This is a genomic window from Phytobacter cepae, assembly GCF_054165735.1.
This window is the reverse complement of record NZ_CM135107.1, coordinates 5082640-5104333: the sequence shown is the minus strand read 5'-3', so window position 1 is coordinate 5104333 and position 21694 is coordinate 5082640. Positions and strand designations below refer to the sequence as shown.

Genomic DNA, 21694 nt, shown 5'->3' with positions numbered 1-21694 from the left:
ATGAAGAAAATTTGGCTGGCGCTGGCGGGAATGATTCTGGCATTTAGCGCATCTGCTGCTCAATTCACCGATGGCAAACAGTACATCACGCTGGATAAACCTGTTGCGGGCGAGCCGCAGGTTCTTGAGTTCTTTTCCTTCTATTGCCCTCACTGCTACGACTTTGAACACGTCTGGCACGTTGCTGACGCCGTAAAACAAAAATTGCCGGAAGGCACTAAAATGACCAAATACCATGTTGAGTTCCTTGGCCCATTGGGTAAAGAGATGACTCAGGCGTGGGCCGTGGCCATGGCGCTGGGTGTAGAAGACAAAATTACCGCACCGATGTTTGAAGCTGTACAGAAAACGCAAACAGTTCAGTCCGTTGCGGATATCCGCGACGTCTTTATCAAAGCAGGTGTGAAAGGCGAAGAGTATGACGCTGCGTGGAACAGTTTTGTGGTGAAATCACTGGTGGCCCAGCAAGAAAAAGCGGCTGCTGACCTGCAACTGCGCGGCGTACCGGCCATGTATGTCAACGGTAAGTATCAGTTGAATATGCAAGGCATGGATACCAGCAGCATGGACATCTTTGTCCAACAGTATGCTGACACGGTGAAATTCCTGGTTGAGAAGAAGTAATGAGATAACGCCGGTCACTGACCGGCGTTATGGTACTGACGCTTTATGATTTCAATTTGTTGGTCTTTTTCGTTCCAAAGATTATTCAGCCACTGCTGGAATCCTCGTTTGAAGTTCTTATCACCTACATAATCCCCATGTAAATCAGCGGGAACCGGCAATACATTAATTCGAACCACAATCCTTGTTAATTTTCCGCTTAACATGTCATAAAAAGGTTTGGCTTCATTTTCCGGATAGCACAGTGTGACGTTCAGTAATTTATCGAACTGTGTACCCAAAACACCCAGTGCCATCGCAATGCCTGCGGCTTTAGGCGGTAACAGATGAGTAAAGGTGGAGCGGCTCTGAATACGTTTCTCATCAGTAAAGCGTGACCCTTCAACGAAGTTCACAATGGTGGTTGGGTGTAGACGAAACTTTTCGCAGGAGCGCCGTGTTGTATCAACATCTTTCCCGCGCCGTTCCGGGTGTCGAATCAGATAACCACGCGAGTAGCGACGCATAAAAGGCATGTCCAGCGCCCAGCAGGCGAGCCCAATAAAGGGCACCCAGGCAAGCTGATGCTTTAAAAAATATTTATTCATCGGGATGTGTTGGCGTAAAAGAACACAAGCACCACGATATCTGCCCAGCTATTGTGGTTACAGATAAGCAGATACCAGTTTTTCTTATTCAGCCCATCCAGACCTTCAACATCCCACTTTAAGTGAGGATTCAGACGTAATAGCCAGGCCAGCCCTTCACACCAGCAATACATCATAAAGTTACAGAAAGCGGATATGACGCGCCACAGCGCGGGTACCGGCAAAAGTAGCTTAACGACTCCGGCAGTAATAATGGGTACAGAACACAGAACACAGAACAGTCACCAGGAGGGTAAGCAGAATACTTAGCGACAGGGTGAGAACAGCGAGCAATCTCGACATAATTAATTTATTCAAAGAGTTGATAGCAAATACGCGCTTCAGAAAAGCGTAAGGCGCAGATTTTAACAGAATATGTGCAGTGTTATTTGAGGAAAGGAGGTCTGCTTTCAGTAAGTGACAATATCCGTAAAAGACAATTGCTTATTCTTATATCCACATAGAGCAAATAATCATCAAAAGGCAATAACGATCGTTCATCTTTGTATAAGTTTCTGATAGTAATACATAAATAGTTTTCTGCGATCTTTAGAAATACACAATAATCCAGCCCCTGAGAAATAATTCACAAACTTATCCACAGAAGATGGTCTCCGCGATCGTGATGATCGACAATTCTTTTGCCGACAATGACGGCGAAAAACTGATGTTTTCGCCGGTCTGTGGCATCCTTTAACCATAAATTGATAAACAGGCACGGACATTATGGTTCAGATCCCAGAAAATCCCCTCATTCTCGTCGACGGTTCTTCCTACCTCTATCGCGCCTACCACGCGTTCCCTCCGCTGACCAACTCAGCAGGGGAGCCGACTGGCGCGATGTACGGTGTGTTGAATATGCTGCGCAGTTTGATTTTGCAGTATCAGCCAACCCATGCTGCGGTGGTGTTTGATGCAAAAGGCAAAACGTTCCGTGATGAGTTATTCGAGGACTATAAATCTCACCGTCCACCTATGCCCGACGATCTGCGTGCGCAGATTGAACCTCTGCATGAGATGGTGAGAGCAATGGGATTACCCTTGATGGCGGTGTCGGGTGTCGAAGCCGATGATGTGATCGGTACGCTCGCGCGTGAAGCTGAAAAGATGGGCCGTCCAGTGCTGATAAGCACTGGTGATAAGGATATGGCACAACTGGTGACGCCAGGTATAACCCTGATTAACACCATGACCAACACCATTCTCGGCCCGGAAGAAGTGGCCACTAAATACGGCGTTCCACCAGACCTGATTATCGACTTTCTGGCGCTGATGGGAGACTCATCGGACAACATCCCTGGCGTACCGGGCGTGGGGGAGAAGACTGCACAGGGGCTGCTTCAGGGGCTGGGTGGACTGGATACGCTCTATGCCAACCCGGATAAAATTGCCGGGCTGTCATTCCGTGGTGCCAAAACCATGGCCGCAAAACTTGAGCAGAATAAAGATCTGGCTTATCTCTCCTACAAACTGGCTACCATCAAAACGGATGTTGAGCTGGAACTGACCTGCGAACAACTTGAAGTCCAGCAACCGGCCGCAGAATCACTGCTGGAGCTGTTTAAAAAATACGAATTCAAACGCTGGATCGTTGATGTGGAAGCCGGTAAATGGCTCCAGGCGAAAGGGGCCAGGCCGGCCGCGAAGCTTCAGGAAACGATTGTTGTTGACGCTGACGTTGAAGAGGCGCCAGCCGTGCAGCTGTCAGCGGATCGCTACGTTACCGTTCTGGATGAAGCCGTATTGCAGGAGTGGATTGCGAAACTTAAAAAGGCCCCTCTCTTTGCTTTTGATACTGAGACCGACAGCCTGGATAACGTCAGCGCCAATCTGGTCGGGTTGTCTTTTGCCACAGAACCAGGCGTTGCTGCCTACGTTCCGGTCGCGCACAACTACATGGATGCCCCTGAACAGATTTCTTGCGATCGGGCACTGGAATTGCTCAAGCCGCTGCTGGAAGACGAAAAAGCGCTGAAGGTTGGTCAAAATCTGAAGTTCGACCGCGGGATTTTACAAAATTACGGCATCGAACTGCGCGGCATTGCGTTTGATACCATGCTTGAGTCCTACATTCTGGACAGTGTGGCAGGCCGTCACGATATGGACAGCCTTTCCGATCGCTGGTTGAAGCACAAAACCATCACCTTTGAAGAGATTGCGGGTAAGGGCAAGAATCAGCTCACCTTTAACCAAATCGATCTTGAACAGGCAGGGCGCTATGCTGCGGAAGATGCTGACGTCACTCTACAACTGCATTTAAAAATGTGGCCAGAGCTGCAAAAACACGCTGGCCCGTTGAATGTTTTCCAGCATATTGAGATGCCGCTGGTGCCCGTACTGTCACGTATTGAGCGTAACGGCGTTAATATCGATCCGGCCGTTCTGCGCAAACACTCCGCTGAAATTGCGTTGCGTTTGACCGAACTGGAGAAAAAGGCACACGAGATTGCCGGTGAGCCGTTTAATCTGGCTTCAACAAAACAGCTGCAAACGATTCTTTTCGAAAAACAGGGCATTAAGCCCCTGAAAAAGACGCCTGGCGGCGCACCGTCTACGTCAGAAGAGGTGCTGGAAGAGCTGGCGCTGGACTACCCGCTGCCGAAAGTGATTCTTGAGCACCGTGGTTTGTCGAAGCTTAAATCGACCTACACCGACAAGCTGCCGCTCATGATCAGCGAGAAAACGGGCCGTGTGCACACCTCTTATCATCAGGCGGTGACGGCGACCGGGCGTTTGTCCTCAACCGATCCGAACCTGCAAAACATCCCGGTACGTAATGAAGAGGGGCGACGTATTCGTCAGGCATTCATCGCGCCAAAAGATTACGTCATTGTCTCCGCTGACTACTCGCAAATTGAACTGCGCATTATGGCGCACCTGTCGCGCGATAAAGGTCTGCTGTCTGCATTTGCCGAAGGGAAAGACATTCACCGTGCCACTGCGGCCGAAGTCTTTAGTATGCCGCTGGAGAGTGTGACTAACGAACAGCGTCGCAGCGCGAAAGCGATCAACTTCGGGCTGATTTACGGCATGAGTGCATTTGGTTTGTCTCGCCAGCTCAATATTCCCCGTAAAGAGTCGCAGAAGTATATGGATCTCTACTTTGAGCGCTATCCGGGTGTGATGGACTATATGGAGCGAACTCGCGCACAAGCGAAAGAGCAGGGCTATGTTGAAACGCTTGAGGGCCGCCGACTTTACCTGCCGGACATTAAGTCCAGTAACGGGGCTCGTCGTGCTGGCGCCGAACGAGCTGCTATCAACGCGCCAATGCAGGGCACGGCCGCTGACATCATCAAACGTGCAATGATTGCCGTAGACGCCTGGCTGGAAAGCGAAAAACCACGGGTGAAAATGATCATGCAGGTCCACGATGAACTGGTGTTTGAAGTGCATCAGGACGACGTGGATGCGGTTTCGAAAAAGATCCATGAGCTTATGGAAAGCAGCACCACGCTGGATGTGCCTCTGCTGGTGGAGGTAGGAAGCGGGCAAAACTGGGATCAAGCGCACTAAGTGTTCGTGTTACAAGGCCATTTTTCTGTAAGTAAGCAACATAACTTACAGGTTTTGTGACGATCATTAGAATTCCCTATGTAAAGGTTGAAAAAAAACTACAAAAAGTGCTTTGTGCGAAAACGAAAAGGGAGTAGAGTTAAAGACGTAGGGTACAGAGGTAAGATGTTCTATCTTTCAGACCTTTTACTTCACGTAATCGGATTTGGCTGAATATTTAGCCGCCCCAGTCAGAAATGACTGGGGCGTTTTTTATTGCGCGAAAGAAAGGAAAGCGCGGTCAAATGCCGCGCAGAAAGGTTATTCTTGAGGGGATTGTTCGGTAACGGGTGGGATGGTGTTAAACCAGTTATCCAGCTTTTCGCGCAGTTTATCCACGCCGATCTTCTTCAGTGAAGAGAAGGCTTCAACCTGCACATCACCGTTAAATGCGATCACCGCTTCACGAACCATATTCACTTGTGCTTTACGCGCACCGCTTGCCAGCTTGTCTGCTTTGGTCAACAGCACCAGAATCTGCACATTACTTTCAACTGCCCACTGGATCATCTGCTGATCAAGATCCTTGAGCGGATGACGGATATCCATCAGGACAACCAGGCCCTGCAGACACTGACGTTTTTCAAGATACTCACCCAGCGCGCGCTGCCACTTGAGCTTCATCTCTTCCGGGACTTCTGCGTAGCCATAACCGGGCAGGTCAACGAGACGCTTGCCGTCGGCAACCTGAAACAGGTTTATCAATTGGGTGCGCCCTGGGGTTTTTGAGGTGCGAGCCAGGCTTTTCTGATTGGTCAGCGTATTCAGTGCGCTGGATTTTCCTGCATTGGAGCGGCCTGCAAATGCCACCTCAATGCCTGTATCAGAGGGTAAGTGGCGAATATCAGGCGCACTGGTCACAAAGTGCGTCTGTTGGTAGTTCCAGTTAGTCAAAATGGTCGTCTCCATAATCTATAGCTTGGGTGGATTATACCTGAACCCACGTAAAAGGCTGTTTTTCTCGCCAGATTACGCACGAACGAAACTTTCCCTTATTCCTGTAAGACATTTGCCATAAAACATCTGCGACTTTTCGGAGAAATTGCAGGGTCAAAAAAAGGTAAAGCAAAGTAAATCAATGAGTTGGTTTTATAGAATTTTCTGAATTTATCTTTTTTGGCCCTTTTGTTGCTTGTGAGTTTGAATTTAGCAGGTAAAGTATCTGTCAAGGCGAGGAAGCCAACAGGATGAAGACTTAAGGACAAGGGGTCGGGAGCGCCAGGAGGCGAAGACCAGGAAACTGTCAGGATGGCAGGCAAAAAGGAAAAAGGACCACGACACGGACTGTTAAATGCTAAGGGAAAAACAGGGTACGTTGTTAGCAAACAAGGAATGTCATACCCAATGAGGGTAGAGGGTCAGAAAAAAAGGCGACAGATTGCTCTGTCGCCTTTTTTCTTTGCTTGCTTTCTGCTAGATTCCGCCGCAATTCTATACTGATTGAAACCATCAAAGCTGAGCATCATGAAAAAACCTTCGACCACATCGCGCGCAAAAACGCACCGTAAAACCCGTGAAGAACTGAACCAGGAATCGCGTGACCGCAAGCGCGATAAAAAGCATCGCGGTAACGCGGCGGGTAGCCGTGCGAGTGGCGCAAGCGAAAGCTCAGGTTCTGGCAAACGTTCGCAGCAGAACGATCCGCGTATTGGCAGTAAAAAACCGATCCCACTGGGCGTGACTGACGCGCCAGTTAAAAAGCAGCAAAAACCCAAGAGCGAGAAACCTATGCTTTCACCGCAAGCTGAACTGGATTCGCTGGAAACTGATGAGCGCCTGGATGCGCTGCTGGAACGTTTAGAAGAGGGCGAAAGCCTGAGTGCCGAAGAACAAAGTTGGGTGAATGCCAAACTTGATCGTATTGATGAGCTGATGCAACAGCTGGGGCTCTCCTACGATGATGAAGACGACGAAGAAGAGGAAGAAGGGCGGGAAGATATGATGCGTCTGCTGAGAGGTGGCCAGTAACGGCTAATGCATGGGCTTACCCGTCCTGCTTATAACCCTTCCGGTTATGTGTTATCTGGTGTGGTTATTCGTTAAACTACAGCGGTTGTCGCAGCGCAAAAGGTGGCTGCGCAACCGGCTTATGACCCGAAAAGCGGTCAGGCCGGGCCGCCGTAAACGACAGCGGCATCATCGGAAGGAGTGAGCATGTCTGAGCAATGTATTGACTGGGATCTGGCCCTCATCCAGAAATATAACTATTCCGGGCCGCGCTACACGTCCTACCCTACCGCGCTCGAATTTTCTGACGCCTACGGTGAAGACGATTTCCGTACTGCCGTTGCCCGCTATCCGGGCCGTCCCCTTTCGTTGTACGTTCACATCCCGTTTTGCCACAAACTCTGCTACTTCTGTGGCTGCAATAAGATTGTCACTCGTCAGCAGCATAAAGCCGATCAATATCTGGATGCGCTGGAGCAGGAGATTATTCATCGTGCGCCGCTGTTCACTGCCCGTCGGGTCAGCCAGTTGCATTGGGGTGGCGGGACGCCAACATACCTGAATAAAGCGCAAATAAGCCGACTGATGACGCTGCTGCGTAAGCATTTCCATTTTGATGCCGACGCGGAAATCTCCATTGAAGTGGACCCGCGTGAGATTGAACTCGATGTGCTTGACCATCTTCGGGCCGAAGGTTTTAACCGCCTGAGCATGGGCGTGCAGGACTTCAACAAAGAGGTGCAGCGTCTGGTCAACCGCGAGCAGGATGAGGCGTTCATCTTCGCGCTGATTAAGCGTGCCCGTGAGATTGGCTTTACCTCGACCAATATCGACCTGATTTACGGCCTGCCAAAGCAAACGCCTGAAAGCTTTGCCTTTACCCTGAACCGGGTGGCAGAGCTCAGCCCGGACCGCCTGAGCGTGTTTAATTACGCCCACTTGCCGACCCTGTTTGCCGCTCAACGTAAAATTAAAGATGCTGACCTGCCGTCCGCGCAGCAAAAGCTGGATATCCTGCAGCAGACCATCACCTCCCTGACCACTGCCGGTTACCAGTTTATTGGTATGGACCACTTTGCCCGCCCGGATGATGAACTGGCCGTAGCGCAGCGAGAAGGCGTGTTGCACCGTAATTTCCAGGGCTATACCACCCAGGGAGATTCCGATCTGTTAGGCATGGGTGTTTCTGCGATCAGCATGATGGGTGACAGCTATGCGCAGAACCAAAAAGAACTCAAAAGTTACTATCAACAGGTCGATGAGAACGGCAATGCACTGTGGCGGGGTATTGCACTTACGCAGGATGACTGCATTCGTCGCGATGTCATTAAAGCACTGATTTGCCATTTCAGACTGGATTTCGCCGCCGTCGAAAAACAGTGGGATCTGGATTTTGAAACATACTTTGCTGAGGATTTAGGGCTGCTTGCCCCGCTGGCGAAAGACGGGCTGGTGGCAATAAACGAGCAGGGCATTCAGGTGACGGCGAAGGGGCGATTGCTGATTCGTAATATCTGCATGTGCTTTGACGTCTATTTACGTCAGAAAGCACGGATGCAACAGTTCTCTCGGGTGATTTAATCAGTGCCGCTTATCAGGCCTACAAACTGCAAACGTTCGTAGGCCTGATGCGTTTAGCTAAACAGCCCAAACAGCGCCGCGCAAAGTACGGCGGCAATGGCGGCTTGTGGTGTATGACCTGCAGCAGCGCTGATCTCAGCACCGCTCGACACCATGTTAATTAATGATTGCAGCATGATTCAGTTCCCCCGTGAACGGGCGAGATCTTACTGAACTCATCGGAACAGTAAAGCGCAAAATTGCAGCAATTTGCGCTCACTATTCATTCTTTACAAATTAGCCAGCTCTTACTCCATTCCCAACTCTTTCAACTTACGGGTCAGGGTGTTACGACCCCATCCGAGCAGGCGAGCAGCCTCTTGCTTGTGCCCTTGCGTGTGCCGAAGGGCGGTGGTGAGCAGCGTACGTTCCATCTCGGGCTGCGCTTCAGAAAGCAAATTTTGATGACCGGAACGCAGGGCACGATCGGCCCACTGCGCCAGTAAGGTTGCCCAGCTGTCCGGTAGCGTTTGGGATGGGCTGTCCGGCACGGTCGTTTCAAACAATTCTGCGGGTAAATCCTGGATTAATACTTCCTGCCCTGCGGCCATCACGGTTAGCCAGCGGCAGGTGTTTTCCAGCTGGCGCACGTTACCTTGCCAGGCCAGACGTGTCAGAGCAGCTTCCGTTTCCGGATGCAACAGCTTCGCTTCGACGCCCAGTTCGCGGGCGGCAACCTGCAAAAAGTGGCGTGCCAGGCGAGGAATATCTTCACGGCGCTCACGCAGCGGCGGTAAATGCACGCGGATGACGTTCAGGCGGTGGAACAAATCCTCACGGAATTTCCCCTCCTGCACGCGCAGTTCGAGGTTCTGATGGGTTGCGGCAATAATGCGCACATCGACTTTCACCGGTGCGTAACCGCCCACGCGGTAGAACTGACCGTCTGCCAGTACGCGCAGCAGGCGCGTCTGTACATCCAGCGGCATGTCGCCGATTTCATCCAGGAACAGGGTGCCACCGTCCGCCTGCTCAAAACGGCCCTGGCGAATGGTATTCGCGCCGGTAAACGCCCCTTTTTCGTGACCGAACAGCTCCGATTCAATCAAATCTTTGGGGATAGCCGCCATATTCAATGCAATAAACGGGGCTTTGACGCGTGGGCTGTGGCGATGCAGCGCATGGGCCACTAACTCTTTACCGGTCCCGGATTCGCCGTTAATCAGCACGCTGATGGAAGAGCGAGACAGACGGCCAATGATGCGGAATACGTCCTGCATTGCCGGCGCTTCACCAATGATATCGGTGGTTGGCCCGCTCACCTGCACATTACGCGGCTGCTGCTGTTCCTGATAGTGACTGATGGCTCGCTCAACCAGCGCCACCGCTTCATCAATATCGAAAGGCTTTGGCAGATAATCAAACGCCCCTTGCTGATAGGCGCTAACGGCAGCATCCAGATCCGAATGAGCGGTCATTATGATGACCGGTAGCATCGGATGGCGCTGTTTTATCTGCTTTAACAGAGCGAGGCCATCCATTCCGGGCATACGGATATCAGACAGCAACACGTCCGGTGTTTTGGTGGTCAGTGCATCAAGCACTTCGTTCGCATTTTCAAAGGTCGTGCAGTTCAAGCCAGCACCGGTGAGCGCGCGTTCAAGCACCCAACGGATGGAGCTATCGTCATCAACGATCCAGACTATCCCTCGTTGCATAAACACCTCTATTTCCGAATAGGCAGGAACACCGAAAACTCGGTATGGCCTGGCCAACTGGTGAATTCAATTTTGCCAGAATGTTGATCGATCAAACTGCGAGCGATAGATAAACCCAGTCCGGTGCCACCTTCGCGCCCGCTAACCATCGGGTAGAAGAGCGTGTCCTGAAGATGCGACGGAATACCCGGGCCGTTATCTTCCACATCAATGCGTGCCGCCAGGCGATAACGAACACCGTGCAGCGTCAACTGGAAGGCCGTGCGCGTCCGCAGAATGATTTCACCGCCTTCCTGGCCGAGGGCCTGTAAGGCGTTGCGGACGATATTCAGTAAAACCTGTTCAATCTGATCGGGATCGTGCGCCAGCTCAGGCAGGCTTGGATCGTAATCGCGCACCAGCGTGACGTTTTCAGGCAGCTCCATCGACACCAGTTTCACCACGCGCTCAGCCACCTTATGAATACTTTCGGTGACGTGCATGCCGGGATGCTGTGGTCCTAACAGCCTGTCGACCAGATTACGCAGCCGGTCAGCCTGTTCGATGATCACTTTGGTGTATTCCGTCAATGACGGGTCCGGTAAAGCTTTTGCGAGCAGCTGCGCCGCGCCACGTAAGCCACCCAACGGGTTTTTAATTTCATGTGCCAGGCCACGAACCAGATCGCGTGCAGCAATCTGCTGAGCGTGCTGTAACTGTTCCTGACTAAGACGTCGCTGATTATCCATCGGTGCCATTTCCAGCAGGATCAGGCCTTCAGGTAAGCGTTGCGCCGTTAACGAAAGAATGTGTGAGCGACCGTCAATCACGAGGGTCACTTCGTTATCCGTAAATCCCTGCCCGGCATTCAGGCTCTCACGCATCAGGGCGATATTGAGTGAAAAATAGCTCAGCAGTTCCGGCAGCGGGGTGCCGAATAATTTACGCGAACTTTGTGCCAGAAGCTGTTGTGCGGCCGGGTTGGCGTAATGCACCGCCAGCTCATCATCAACCAGCAAAATACTGTTGATCAAAGAATTGAGGATCTGCCCAGCATCGGGCAACGAGCCACTCGCCATTAAGCAGTCTCCCAAAGGTTGCACTGTTTTAGTGCATTATAGCGTTTTGTTGATAAAAAATGCCGATATTCAGGTCGTTGGCGGAGAAAAAAGCCCATCCGAAGATGGGCTGAAAGTTTCCACGGCAACTAAATATCCTGCGTCTTTCTCGCCCCTGCTGCGCTGGCCGCTTTCACTCACCCCAGTCACATAGGTTGCTATGCTTCTGGGGACTCGCTCAGTTGCCATCTTGCCGGGACAAGAAATACGTTGGCTATTATTACTAATGTATTAAACGCTGTAGTACAGTTCGAACTCTACCGGGTGCGGCGTCATGCGTACGCGGTCGTTTTCTTCAATGCGCAGTGCGATGTAAGCATCGATAGCGTCGTTGGTGAATACGCCACCCGCTGTCAGGAACTCGCGGTCTTCGTTCAGAGCATTCAGTGCTTCTTCCAGAGAGCCGGCAACCTGTGGGATCTCTTTCGCTTCTTCCGGCGGCAGGTCATACAGGTTTTTGTCCATTGCTTCGCCCGGATGGATTTTGTTCTTGATACCATCAAGACCTGCCATCAGCAGGGCAGCAAAGCACAGGTACGGGTTAGCAGCCGGGTCCGGGAAGCGCACTTCGATACGGCGTGCTTTCGGAGAGGCAACCACTGGAATACGGATGGAAGCAGAACGGTTACGGGCTGAGTAAGCCAGCATAACAGGCGCTTCATAACCCGGGACCAGACGCTTGTAGGAGTTCGTGGTCGGGTTTGCCAGGGCGTTGATGGCTTTAGCGTGTTTGATAACGCCGCCAATGTAATACAGCGCCTGCTCAGACAGACCCGCATATTTGTCACCAGAGAACAGGTTTACGCCGTTCTTGGACAGAGACATGTGGCAGTGCATACCGGAACCGTTATCGCCAAACATTGGTTTTGGCATGAAGGTTGCCGTTTTGCCGAAGCGATGAGCGACGTTGTGAACCACATATTTGTAGATCTGAATTTCGTCCGCTTTTTTGGTCATGGTGTTGAAGCGGGTTGCGATTTCGTTCTGACCAGCAGTGGCTACTTCGTGGTGGTGAGCTTCAACAACCAGACCCATTTCTTCCATGATCAAGCACATGGTAGAACGGATGTCCTGTGATGAATCGACTGGCGGAACCGGGAAGTAACCCCCTTTCACACCAGGACGGTGGCCTTTGTTGCCGCCTTCGTATTTGGTGGAAGAGTTCCATGCGCCTTCGATGTCATCGATAGCAACATGAGAGCCGGAGATGGACGCACCAAAACGAATGTCGTCAAACAGGAAGAACTCTGGTTCTGGCCCGAAAAGCACGGTGTCAGCAAGACCCGTAGAACGCAGGTATTCTTCAGCACGTTTAGCGATAGAACGCGGGTCACGATCGTAGCCCTGCAGGGTGCCTGGTTCCAGGATGTCGCAGCGGATGATCAGGGTCGACTCTTCGTAGAACGGGTCAATGAGAGCGGTAGAAGCGTCCGGCATCAGAACCATGTCAGATTCGTTAATGCCTTTCCAGCCGCCAATCGAGGAGCCGTCAAACATTTTGCCTTCTTCAAAGAATTCGGCATTAACCTGATGAGCTGGAATGGTGACGTGCTGTTCTTTACCTTTGGTATCGGTAAAGCGCAAATCAACAAATTTCACTTCGTGCTCATTCAGCATCGTCAATACGTGTTCAGCGGACATACTTAAACTCTCCCGGATTTTCATTGTCGTCGTGGTAACGAGGTCTGCAATACTGCGTCAATCTGACGGTGTTGCCATAAATTTTATTAAGCGAAATCTATGCCAACTTTTAAATGTCACTAAAAAGGCGCTATTATGCGCACCATAGTGCAAATGGGCTGCACCATGTTGGTTATCTTGCACCAATATAGTGCTTTAATGTGAACATTGAGCACCGCATTGGTGCAATTTATGGTAAAGCGGCCCAATTCCGCTCCGTGAAAGTGATCACAAAGCATCTCTGCAATACTTGTTTGCGGGGGATGTTTGTGATCCTGTTTTGTAGTGCGATTAATCCGTGTACAATAACGCGCTATTTCTAAATGCCTGAGGCAAAGTTGTGATCGAAAATCTGCGTAATATCGCCATCATCGCGCACGTTGACCATGGTAAAACTACCCTGGTTGATAAGCTGCTGCAGCAATCTGGTACCTTCAGTAACGAACGTGCTGAAGCCACCGAACGCGTGATGGACTCCAATGACTTGGAGAAAGAGCGTGGGATTACCATCCTCGCTAAAAACACCGCTATCAAATGGAATGACTACCGTATCAACATCGTTGATACCCCAGGGCACGCCGACTTCGGTGGTGAAGTTGAACGTGTAATGTCCATGGTAGACTCCGTTCTGCTGGTCGTTGACGCAATGGATGGCCCAATGCCGCAGACCCGCTTCGTAACCAAAAAGGCATTCGCCCATGGTTTGAAGCCAATCGTGGTTATCAACAAAGTTGACCGTCCTGGCGCGCGTCCTGACTGGGTTGTCGATCAGGTATTTGACCTGTTCGTAAACCTGGATGCGACTGACGAGCAGCTCGATTTCCCTATCATCTATGCATCCGCATTGATGGGTATCGCGGGTAACGATCACACTGAGATGGCGGAAGACATGACCCCGCTGTATCAGGCGATTGTTGACCACGTACCGGCGCCGAATGTTGATCTGGATGGTCCGTTCCAGATGCAGATCTCTCAGCTTGATTACAACAACTACGTTGGTGTTATCGGCATTGGTCGTATCAAGCGCGGTAAAGTGAAACCTAACCAGCAGATCACACTGATCGACAGTGAAGGTAAAACTCGTAACGGTAAAGTCGGTAAAGTGCTGACTCACCTCGGTCTGGAACGTATTGAGTCCACCGAAGCCGAAGCGGGCGACATCATCGCTATTACCGGTCTGGGCGAACTGAACATTTCTGATACGCTTTGCGACACGCAGAACGTAGAAGCTCTGCCAGCGCTGTCTGTCGATGAGCCGACCGTTACCATGTTCTTCAACGTCAACACCTCTCCGTTCTGTGGTAAAGAAGGTAAGTTTGTTACCTCTCGTCAGATCCTTGAGCGTCTGAACAAAGAGCTGGTACACAACGTTGCACTGCGCGTTGAAGAAACCGAAGACTCTGATGCGTTCCGCGTATCCGGTCGTGGTGAGCTGCACTTGTCTGTTCTTATCGAAAACATGCGTCGTGAAGGCTTCGAACTGGCTGTGTCCCGTCCGAAAGTTATCAACCGTATGATCGACGGCCGCATGCAAGAGCCGTTCGAGAACGTGACGCTGGACATCGAAGAACAGCATCAGGGTTCTGTCATGCAGGCGATGGGCGAGCGTAAGGGCGATGTCAAAGACATGATCCCTGACGGCAAAGGCCGTATTCGTCTGGACTACCTGATTCCGGCTCGTGGCCTGATCGGCTTCCGTACCGAGTTCATGACTATGACTTCCGGTACCGGTCTGCTGTACTCCACCTTCAGCCACTATGATGACGTTCGTCCGGGTGAAATCGGTCAGCGTAACAACGGCGTGCTGATTTCCAACGGCCAGGGTAAAGCAGTGGCGTTTGCACTGTTCAGCCTGCAGGACCGCGGTAAGCTGTTCCTGGGTCACGGTGCTGAAGTCTATGAAGGCCAGATCATCGGTATTCACAGTCGTTCTAACGACCTGACTGTAAACTGCCTGACCGGTAAGAAACTGACCAACATGCGTGCGTCTGGTACAGACGAAGCAACGGTTCTGGTTCCACCGATCAAAATGACGCTGGAACAGGCTCTGGAATTTATTGATGACGACGAACTGGTAGAAGTTACTCCTACCTCCGTGCGTATCCGTAAACGCCACCTGACCGAAAACGACCGTAAACGTGCGGGTCGTGGTGCGAAAGAAGCGTAATTTACGTTTCCTTCAGTAAAAAAAGCCGGGCAACGCTGTTGTCCGGCTTTTTTGTTTTATAAATACCGTGATGTTTACCGTTCCCCTCCTGTGAGTAACCTTCCTCTCGCCCGCGTGAGTGGGCGAACTATTCAACCTCAGACTTTCCCGCTACAGTTAACTTTCCACGGCAAACAAGGAGAGGGAAATGCTCTATATCTTTGATTTAGGTAATGTGATCGTCGATATCGACTTCAACCGGGTGTTAGGTGCATGGAGCGATTTTAGCCGCGTGCCGTTGGCAACATTGAAGCAGAGTTTCACCATGGGTGAGCCGTTTCATCAGCATGAGCGCGGTGAAATAAGCGATGAGGCGTTTGCAAAAGCACTGTGTGAAGAGATGGAACTGCCACTCAGCTATGAGCAGTTTTCGACCGGCTGGCAGGCTGTCTTTGTGTCATTGCGTAAAGAGGTGATTACCATCATGCAGAAGCTGCGTGAGCAAGGGCACCGCGTTGTTGTGCTCTCCAATACTAACCGTCTTCACACCACCTTCTGGCCCGATCAATATCCAGAAATTCGCGCTGCCGCTGACCAGATTTATCTCTCGCAGGAGATGGGAATGCGCAAACCGGAGGCAAGAATTTATCAGCAGGTGTTGGCGCTTGAAGGATTTAGCGCGGCGGATGCGGTTTTCTTTGATGATAACGCCGACAATATTGAAGGGGCTAACCAGTTGGGGATAACCAGCATACTGGTTGTCGATAAGCACACCCTTCCGGACTATTTTGCGAAGCAGCTATGTTAAAAATTTTTCGTCGCAAAGCGAAACACCACACCCGAACCCTCTGGGCGTGGCTGAAGTTACTCTGGCAGCGCATTGATGAAGACCATATGACCACGCTGGCGGGCAACCTTGCCTACGTCTCGCTACTGTCTCTGGTACCGCTGGTGGCCGTGATCTTCGCTCTGTTCGCCGCGTTCCCCATGTTTTCAGATGTCAGTATTCAGCTGCGGCATTTTGTCTTTGCTAATTTTATTCCCACTACCGGCGATGTGATTCAAAACTATATTGAGCAGTTCGTAGCAAACTCCAGCAAGATGACGGCAGTAGGGGCGTGTGGTCTGGTCGTCACCTCGCTGCTGTTGATGTACTCCATCGACAGTGCGCTGAATGCCATCTGGCGCAGTACCCGGGTGCGCCCACGGGTTTACTCCTTTGCCGTTTACTGGATGATATTAACGCTGGGCCCCCTGTTGGCCGGGGCGAGTCTGGCCATCAGCTCCTATTTGCTTTCATTGCGTTGGGCCAGCGAGCTGAACAGCGTTATTGATGATGTGCTTCGTATCTTCCCGCTGATTTTATCGTGGCTCTCTTTTTGGCTGCTCTACAGCGTGGTGCCGACGACTCAGGTACCCAACCGGGACGCGATTATTGGTGCTTTTGTCGCTGCGGTACTCTTTGAAGCGGGTAAAAAAGGGTTCGCGCTTTATATCACCACATTTCCTTCTTATCAGCTTATTTACGGCGTACTGGCTGTCATTCCCATTCTGTTTCTGTGGGTCTACTGGACCTGGTGTATCGTCTTGCTTGGCGCGGAAATAACTGTCACTCTCGGAGAATACCGAAAACTAAAAATCGCAGCAGAACAAGAAGAAGCAGACCAACCATGATTGCATTGATTCAACGCGTATCTCAGGCCAGCGTGTCCGTGGCGGGAGAGGTGACGGGCGAAATTGGCCCGGGACTTTTGGTGTTGTTAGGTGTCGAAAGGGATGATGACGAACAAAAAGCGAACCGCCTGTGCGAACGCGTTATGGGGTATCGCATTTTCAGCGACGCTGACGGCAAGATGAACCTGAATGTTCAACAGTCCGGTGGTAGCCTGCTGGTCGTGTCACAATTTACGCTGGCGGCGGATACGGAGCGGGGTATGCGCCCAGGCTTTTCCAAAGGTGCCGCCCCGGAAAAAGCTGAAGCGCTTTACGACTACTTCGTTAGCCGTTGCCGCAGCCAGCAGATAGAAACACAAACCGGACGATTCGCTGCAGATATGCAGGTCTCGCTGGTCAACGATGGCCCCGTAACGTTCTGGTTGCAGGTATGAGCCAACTTGCGGTGTTGCCCCGGGTCACAAGAGAGAATACAGCTATGTATCACCTTCGCGTACCGCAGACAGAAGAAGAGCTAGAGCTTTACTACCAGTTCCGTTGGGAGATGCTGCGCAAGCCGTTGCATCAGCCGAAAGGCTCCGAACGTGATGCCTGGGATGCCATGGCCCATCATCAAATGGTTGTGGATGAAGAAGGTCGGCTGGTGGCGGTTGGTCGGCTTTACATTAATGCTGATTATGAAGCTTCGATCCGATTTATGGCAGTACACCCGTCGGTACAAGATAAAGGCTTAGGGACACTAATGGCAATGACTCTTGAGTCCGTTGCTCGCCAGGAAGGGGTAAAACGCGTCACCTGTAGCGCCCGTGAGGATGCTGTCGAATTCTTTGCCAAGCTGGGGTTCATCAACGAAGGTGAGATAACAGCGCCGCAAACCACGCCGGTCCGTCACTTTTTGATGATCAAACCCGTTGCTACCCTGGATGATATTTTGCATCGCGGCGACTGGTGCGGACAGTTGCAGCAGGCGTGGTATGAGCATATCCCGTTGAGTGAAAAGATGGGTGTCCGCATCCAGCAATACACCGGGCAAAAATTTATTACCACCATGCCGGAGACCGGCAATCAAAACCCGCACCACACGCTCTTTGCCGGGAGTCTGTTCTCGCTGGCCACACTCACCGGGTGGGGGCTCATCTGGTTAATGCTGCGTGAACGCCACCTTGGCGGGACTATCATTCTCGCTGATGCCCATATTCGTTACAGCACCCCTATCACCGGCAAACCGAGCGCCATTGCCGATTTAGGTTCACTGAGCGGCGATCTCGACAGGCTGGCTCGCGGACGTAAAGCACGCGTGCAACTTCAGGTTGAACTGTTTGGCGATGACAAACAGGGTGCCGTCTTTGAAGCGGTTTATATCGTTCTTCCCGCTAAACCCTTTGGGTCGTTTGAAGAAGGCGGCAACGAAGAAGAGTGAGGACTGAGTCCGGCGCGTGTCGGACTCTGTTTCTTGCGTGCTTAAACCGCTAATCGCCCGGCCACATCCCGTATCACACCGCGTGCCGCTTGACTGATACCTGCCAACTGGAAGAAGCCATGTATTACCCCAAGGTGGTGCTGACAGGTGCATGCCACGCCTTGCTCGGTTAATCGCTGATAAAGCGCTTCGCCTTCGTCGCTCAGTGGGTCAAATTCTGCGGTAATGATGTGCGTGGGAGGAAGACCGTGAAAATCATCACGCCAGAGCGGGCTGGCTTCCGGGTGCATAAAATCGGTGTCGCCGAGGTACATTTCGTAGCCGCTCAGTAGTGAATCGCGAGTGATGATGTAATCCGCGCCATTACTGACATAACTTTCAAAATAAGCCGTTGCGTCCAGCATCGGGTAGATCAGGATCAATTGCGCAGGCAGTCATGTGTTTGCTGCTTTTAAGCGAAGCGCCGTGACAAGGGCCAGATGCCCTCCTGCGCTGTCACCCGCCAGAGTAATTTTTTGGCGGTCAACGCCCAGCTCGGCGGCATGGTGCCAGATAATGTCTGCCCCTTTTTGGGCGTCATCATGTGCGGCCGGGAATTGATGCTCGGGTGCGAGACGGTACTGGACTGCAATGACCCGGCAGCCGCTGTAAAAGGCCAGTTGGCGTAATTGTTTGTCGTGAGTAGCAAACTCTCCGCTGACGAAGCAACCTCCATGGTAGTAAATCAGCGTCGGTAACATATGTTCCCCATCCAGGGGAGAAAAGAGACGAAACGTCATGCCCTCGAGGTCAATATCTTTAACGTTCACTCGGGTTTCTGTCTCGCCGGCTAACACCGCGCTCGCAAGATAACCCGCCCTCCGATCATCAATACTCTGATCCCGCATTGAAGGCCGCCCGGCGGCGATAAACGCTTTTACCTGCTCTGCAATACCCTTTTCCAGCGCCATGCTTAACGTCTCTCTCTGTATGGATATACAGCTTTATAACCTGGAAAAATGCGAAAGAAAATGGCGATTTTGGAGAGGGGGCTGGTTCTGGAAAGCGGCTCGCAACGGCACAAATTCAGCGCCGGGAATGAGTCATTCGTAATACGAAAAACGTTGCCGGCATATCGGTGTGATCATGCCCTGTCAACTGTAACCGGGCGCATTCGCCACCCGGTACAGATAATGCTACTCCCCTTCACCGGGGAACAGGAACGGGTTGATCGAGCTACGGGCGAAGCCCTCTTGCTCCATGCGTGCATCAAGCACCAGCGATGACAAATCGTCGGCTACGGCTTCCACATTTGGGTCTTTTTCCTGATACAAGATCTTCAGGTAAGTACCGCAGTCGCCACAGCTTTCCGTTTTGATGGCTGCCTGCTCGCTGTCCAGCGACCAGTAATGCAGATCGCGGGTCTGCTCGCAGTTGCTGCATTTGATGCGTACCACATGCCATTCGGTCTCACATAAATTGCAGTGCAGGTAACGCAACCCCTGAGTGGAGCCAATGTGCACCATGCTTGAGACCGGCATGGAGCCGCATACCGGGCAAAACTGACGTTGCTCGCCATATTCTGCGCGGGCTTTGCCGGGAATGAGGCTGGCCATCTGTGCCCAATAGAGCGAAAGGGCTGCCCAGATAAACGGCGCTTTATCACTGCTGACCGAACCGAAGTCGGAAGCAAACAGCGCGCTCGCCATGGCTTCCAGCTCCTGCTCGGACGCTTTCTCCAGATTCTCAATAACCGCCAGCGCCGGGCCACTCATTTCAGGCTTCAACTCTGCAATCAACGAATGCAGCAACCGCTGCCAGTGTTTATCACGCGGCAGGACGTGAATATCCAGCGGCGGCTTGCCCTGGTCATTGGCTTCTTTGATGCGGGCGGTCAAATCCATCTGCAACGGGTGGTCGTACAGCACCACTTCCTGAGCATGGGCGATCAAGGCTGCGAAGCGCAGATAGTCACCCAATGGATTGTTTTCAGCCAGTTCGCGCAGACGTTCTGCGCGACGGTTATAGAGATTTTTCAGCCTGGGGAATAATAACGGCGGAATCACTTCCGCCGTGCGTTTATCGCTCTTCTCCAGCTCATCTTGCGGGATTATGCGAATACTCATTCAGTCGTATTTTCCTTTTTCTGGCGAACTTCCCGGTACCAGCGTGGATGATGCTTTTTCGCCCACGTTTTGGTAACCCAGCCTTCCACCATGGCGGTAATGGTGCCTTTAACCCATAGGGCAGCGTAAATATGCACCATAATAACCACAATTAACCCGACGGCGGCAAACGAATGCAACATGATGGCAAATCGGATAACCGGAATAGAGAATGCGGGTGCAAAATACGGGCGCCACATGATGATGCCGCTCACCAGTAGCAGTACCAACAGGATAATCGCCGCCCAGAAGACACACTTCTGACCGAAATTATAGCGCCCGGTGTCGCCCACTTCCTCGTTAACGACGATCTTACGAATATTCTTCGCCCAAAAGATATCATCCCGATTGATTAGGTTGTGATGCCAGTAGCGGAAAAACATGATGATGAACGAGGCGAACATCACCACCCCGACGAACGGATGCAGAATGCGCGCCAGCTGCGGGGTACCAAGGATATGCATCAGCCAGTTGAAGGAGGGGAAGAAAAATCCCAACCCGCTCACTGCCGCCAGCACGAAGCAGAAGGCGGTGACCCAGTGGTTAATGCGTTCCGGCGCCGTGTAGCGCACGATGGTGTCACGTCTTTTCATTTGCGCACCTCGTCTTTCTCTTCATGCAGATTATCGTCTTCTTCCTCTGCACGGTTCGGACCGACACCGACGTAGTGGAAGATACTTGCTGCAAAGGTGGCGGCGAAGCCAACGGCAGCCAGAGGTTTCCAGATACCCTTCCAGAATTTCACGGTCGCGCTGATTTCAGGGTTTTCCGGCAGCCCGTGGTACAGCGTCGGTTTGTCAGCGTGATGAAGGACATACATCACGTGCGTTCCGCCAACACCGGCCGGATCGTACAAACCTGCGTTGTCATAACCACGGGTTTTCAGCTCAGCGACACGCTCGCCTGCCAGCTCTTTCATATCCTCTTTAGAACCAAAGTGAATAGCGCCGGTCGGGCAGGTTTTCACGCAGGCAGGCTCCTGCCCGACGGTGACACGGTCTACGCACAACGTACATTTGTAGACACGATTATCGTCGGGGTTGAGGCGAGGTACGTCGAACGGGCAGCCGGCAATGCAGTAGCCACAGCCAATACACTGCTCTGACTGGAAGTCGACAATCCCATTGGCATACTGAATGATAGCCCCTTCCGACGGGCATGCCTTCAGACAGCCAGGATCGGCACAGTGCATGCAGCCATCCTTACGGATGAGCCACTCCAGTTTGTCATTTTGCTCCACTTCCGAGAAGCGCATTACCGTCCAGGATTTTGCGGTCAAATCAGCAGGGTTGTCGTAAACACCGACGTTATGCCCCACTTCATCACGGAGGTCATTCCACTCCGAGCACGCCACCTGACAGGCCTTACAGCCGATGCAGGTCGTGACATCAATGAGCTTCGCGACTTCCTGTTGATGATCCCGCGCCTGAGGCGCGGGGGTGAAATCGTTAGTCGCGGAACGACGGATAATATCTTGCGATTGATAAGCCATAATTCGTCTCC

The 21694-nt window shown here is 51.9% G+C and carries 18 protein-coding genes and 2 pseudogenes; 10 read left to right on the top strand and 10 right to left on the bottom strand.

Translation table 11 applies throughout. The annotated features are described in order from the left end of the window. Window positions 1–624, top strand: coding sequence for a thiol:disulfide interchange protein DsbA (gene dsbA, locus ACUY4Q_RS23915; RefSeq protein ID WP_458045088.1), 624 nt, complete (start codon window positions 1–3; stop codon window positions 622–624). Between the two features lie 14 nt (window positions 625–638). Here dsbA and yihG read toward each other — a convergent pair. Beyond that, window positions 639–1553 (bottom strand): annotated as a pseudogene (gene yihG / locus ACUY4Q_RS23910) (1-acylglycerol-3-phosphate O-acyltransferase, YihG family). A gap of 423 nt (window positions 1554–1976) precedes the next feature. On the opposite strand from yihG, the gene polA reads away from it, so the two are divergent. Continuing rightward, window positions 1977–4766, top strand: a complete 2790-nt coding sequence (gene polA / locus ACUY4Q_RS23905; RefSeq protein WP_458045087.1) for a DNA polymerase I — start codon at window positions 1977–1979, stop codon at window positions 4764–4766. 165 nt (window positions 4767–4931) lie between these two features. Beyond that, on the top strand, window positions 4932–4979 hold the full coding sequence (gene spfP, locus ACUY4Q_RS23900; protein ID WP_071892919.1) for a small protein SpfP: 48 nt from the start codon (window positions 4932–4934) through the stop codon (window positions 4977–4979). Between the two features lie 87 nt (window positions 4980–5066). Here the strand turns inward: spfP and yihA are convergent, their stop codons facing one another. Continuing rightward, a complete protein-coding gene (yihA, locus tag ACUY4Q_RS23895; RefSeq protein WP_458047434.1) occupies window positions 5067–5699 on the bottom strand; it encodes a ribosome biogenesis GTP-binding protein YihA/YsxC in 633 nt (210 codons plus the stop codon). A gap of 570 nt (window positions 5700–6269) precedes the next feature. Here yihA and yihI point away from each other — a divergent pair. Together yihI and hemN are read left to right on the top strand one after the other, a co-directional pair. Then, entirely contained in the window at window positions 6270–6773 is a 504-nt protein-coding gene (yihI, locus tag ACUY4Q_RS23890) for a Der GTPase-activating protein YihI (RefSeq protein ID WP_458045086.1), read from the top strand. A gap of 186 nt (window positions 6774–6959) precedes the next feature. Then, window positions 6960–8333 carry an oxygen-independent coproporphyrinogen III oxidase gene (gene hemN / locus ACUY4Q_RS23885; RefSeq protein WP_458045085.1) on the top strand — a complete coding sequence of 458 codons (1374 nt, stop codon included), beginning with the start codon at window positions 6960–6962 and terminating at the stop codon, window positions 8331–8333. Window positions 8334–8386: 53 nt separating this feature from the next. Here hemN and ACUY4Q_RS23880 read toward each other — a convergent pair whose 3' ends face one another. The 4 genes from ACUY4Q_RS23880 to glnA all read right to left on the bottom strand — a co-directional run bounded on the left by ACUY4Q_RS23880 (window position 8387) and on the right by glnA (window position 12768). Further along, window positions 8387–8509: a YshB family small membrane protein gene (locus tag ACUY4Q_RS23880; RefSeq protein WP_458045084.1), complete on the bottom strand. Its 123-nt coding sequence runs from the start codon at window positions 8507–8509 to the stop codon at window positions 8387–8389. 111 nt (window positions 8510–8620) lie between these two features. After that, a complete protein-coding gene (gene glnG / locus ACUY4Q_RS23875; protein WP_458045083.1) occupies window positions 8621–10030 on the bottom strand; it encodes a nitrogen regulation protein NR(I) in 1410 nt (469 codons plus the stop codon). 8 nt (window positions 10031–10038) lie between these two features. Next, entirely contained in the window at window positions 10039–11088 is a 1050-nt protein-coding gene (glnL, locus tag ACUY4Q_RS23870) for a nitrogen regulation protein NR(II) (protein ID WP_458045082.1), read from the bottom strand. 270 nt (window positions 11089–11358) lie between these two features. Beyond that, complete coding sequence (glnA, locus tag ACUY4Q_RS23865; RefSeq protein WP_458045081.1) at window positions 11359–12768, bottom strand: glutamate--ammonia ligase; 1410 nt, start codon at window positions 12766–12768, stop codon at window positions 11359–11361. Between the two features lie 379 nt (window positions 12769–13147). Here glnA and typA point away from each other — a divergent pair, with 379 nt between their 5' ends. The 5 genes from typA (at window position 13148) to fabY (ending at window position 18047) form a co-directional block, all read left to right on the top strand. Then, on the top strand, window positions 13148–14974 hold the full coding sequence (gene typA / locus ACUY4Q_RS23860; RefSeq protein WP_458045080.1) for a ribosome-dependent GTPase TypA: 1827 nt from the start codon (window positions 13148–13150) through the stop codon (window positions 14972–14974). A gap of 187 nt (window positions 14975–15161) precedes the next feature. Continuing rightward, window positions 15162–15761, top strand: a complete 600-nt coding sequence (gene yihX / locus ACUY4Q_RS23855) for a glucose-1-phosphatase (RefSeq protein ID WP_458045079.1) — start codon at window positions 15162–15164, stop codon at window positions 15759–15761. After that, a complete protein-coding gene (locus ACUY4Q_RS23850; protein WP_458045078.1) occupies window positions 15755–16627 on the top strand; it encodes a virulence factor BrkB family protein in 873 nt (290 codons plus the stop codon). Before yihX ends, ACUY4Q_RS23850 begins: the two co-directional genes overlap by 7 nt. Then, complete coding sequence (gene dtd / locus ACUY4Q_RS23845) at window positions 16624–17061, top strand: D-aminoacyl-tRNA deacylase (protein WP_458045077.1); 438 nt, start codon at window positions 16624–16626, stop codon at window positions 17059–17061. The genes ACUY4Q_RS23850 and dtd overlap by 4 nt, the downstream gene beginning before the upstream one ends. Before the next feature lie 44 nt (window positions 17062–17105). Continuing rightward, window positions 17106–18047 carry a fatty acid biosynthesis protein FabY gene (gene fabY, locus ACUY4Q_RS23840; RefSeq protein ID WP_458045076.1) on the top strand — a complete coding sequence of 314 codons (942 nt, stop codon included), beginning with the start codon at window positions 17106–17108 and terminating at the stop codon, window positions 18045–18047. A gap of 41 nt (window positions 18048–18088) precedes the next feature. Here fabY and ACUY4Q_RS23835 read toward each other — a convergent pair. From ACUY4Q_RS23835 to fdxH, 4 genes and pseudogenes are all read right to left on the bottom strand, one after another. Beyond that, window positions 18089–18997, bottom strand: a pseudogene (locus tag ACUY4Q_RS23835) (alpha/beta hydrolase). A 225-nt stretch (window positions 18998–19222) separates the two neighbouring features. Continuing rightward, complete coding sequence (gene fdhE, locus ACUY4Q_RS23830; RefSeq protein ID WP_458045075.1) at window positions 19223–20152, bottom strand: formate dehydrogenase accessory protein FdhE; 930 nt, start codon at window positions 20150–20152, stop codon at window positions 19223–19225. Beyond that, entirely contained in the window at window positions 20149–20784 is a 636-nt protein-coding gene (gene fdoI, locus ACUY4Q_RS23825; RefSeq protein ID WP_458045074.1) for a formate dehydrogenase cytochrome b556 subunit, read from the bottom strand. The genes fdhE and fdoI overlap by 4 nt, the downstream gene beginning before the upstream one ends. Then, on the bottom strand, window positions 20781–21683 hold the full coding sequence (fdxH, locus tag ACUY4Q_RS23820) for a formate dehydrogenase subunit beta (protein WP_458045073.1): 903 nt from the start codon (window positions 21681–21683) through the stop codon (window positions 20781–20783). The genes fdoI and fdxH overlap by 4 nt, the downstream gene beginning before the upstream one ends. Between the last annotated feature and the right edge of the window lie 11 nt (window positions 21684–21694).

Excerpts from the sequence above, each read along its gene's own strand:
- dsbA (WP_458045088.1), top strand. The coding sequence starts at position 1 with ATGAAGAAAATTTGGCTGGCGCTGGCGGGAATGATTCTGGCATTTAGC.
- polA (WP_458045087.1), top strand. The coding sequence starts at position 1,977 with ATGGTTCAGATCCCAGAAAATCCCCTCATTCTCGTCGACGGTTCTTCC.
- yihI (WP_458045086.1), top strand. The coding sequence starts at position 6,270 with ATGAAAAAACCTTCGACCACATCGCGCGCAAAAACGCACCGTAAAACC.
- hemN (WP_458045085.1), top strand. The coding sequence starts at position 6,960 with ATGTCTGAGCAATGTATTGACTGGGATCTGGCCCTCATCCAGAAATAT.
- ACUY4Q_RS23880 (WP_458045084.1), bottom strand. The coding sequence starts at position 8,509 with ATGCTGCAATCATTAATTAACATGGTGTCGAGCGGTGCTGAGATCAGC.
- glnG (WP_458045083.1), bottom strand. The coding sequence starts at position 10,030 with ATGCAACGAGGGATAGTCTGGATCGTTGATGACGATAGCTCCATCCGT.
- glnL (WP_458045082.1), bottom strand. The coding sequence starts at position 11,088 with ATGGCGAGTGGCTCGTTGCCCGATGCTGGGCAGATCCTCAATTCTTTG.
- glnA (WP_458045081.1), bottom strand. The coding sequence starts at position 12,768 with ATGTCCGCTGAACACGTATTGACGATGCTGAATGAGCACGAAGTGAAA.
- yihX (WP_458045079.1), top strand. The coding sequence starts at position 15,162 with ATGCTCTATATCTTTGATTTAGGTAATGTGATCGTCGATATCGACTTC.
- ACUY4Q_RS23850 (WP_458045078.1), top strand. The coding sequence starts at position 15,755 with ATGTTAAAAATTTTTCGTCGCAAAGCGAAACACCACACCCGAACCCTC.
- dtd (WP_458045077.1), top strand. The coding sequence starts at position 16,624 with ATGATTGCATTGATTCAACGCGTATCTCAGGCCAGCGTGTCCGTGGCG.
- fabY (WP_458045076.1), top strand. The coding sequence starts at position 17,106 with ATGTATCACCTTCGCGTACCGCAGACAGAAGAAGAGCTAGAGCTTTAC.
- fdhE (WP_458045075.1), bottom strand. The coding sequence starts at position 20,152 with ATGAGTATTCGCATAATCCCGCAAGATGAGCTGGAGAAGAGCGATAAA.
- fdoI (WP_458045074.1), bottom strand. The coding sequence starts at position 20,784 with ATGAAAAGACGTGACACCATCGTGCGCTACACGGCGCCGGAACGCATT.
- fdxH (WP_458045073.1), bottom strand. The coding sequence starts at position 21,683 with ATGGCTTATCAATCGCAAGATATTATCCGTCGTTCCGCGACTAACGAT.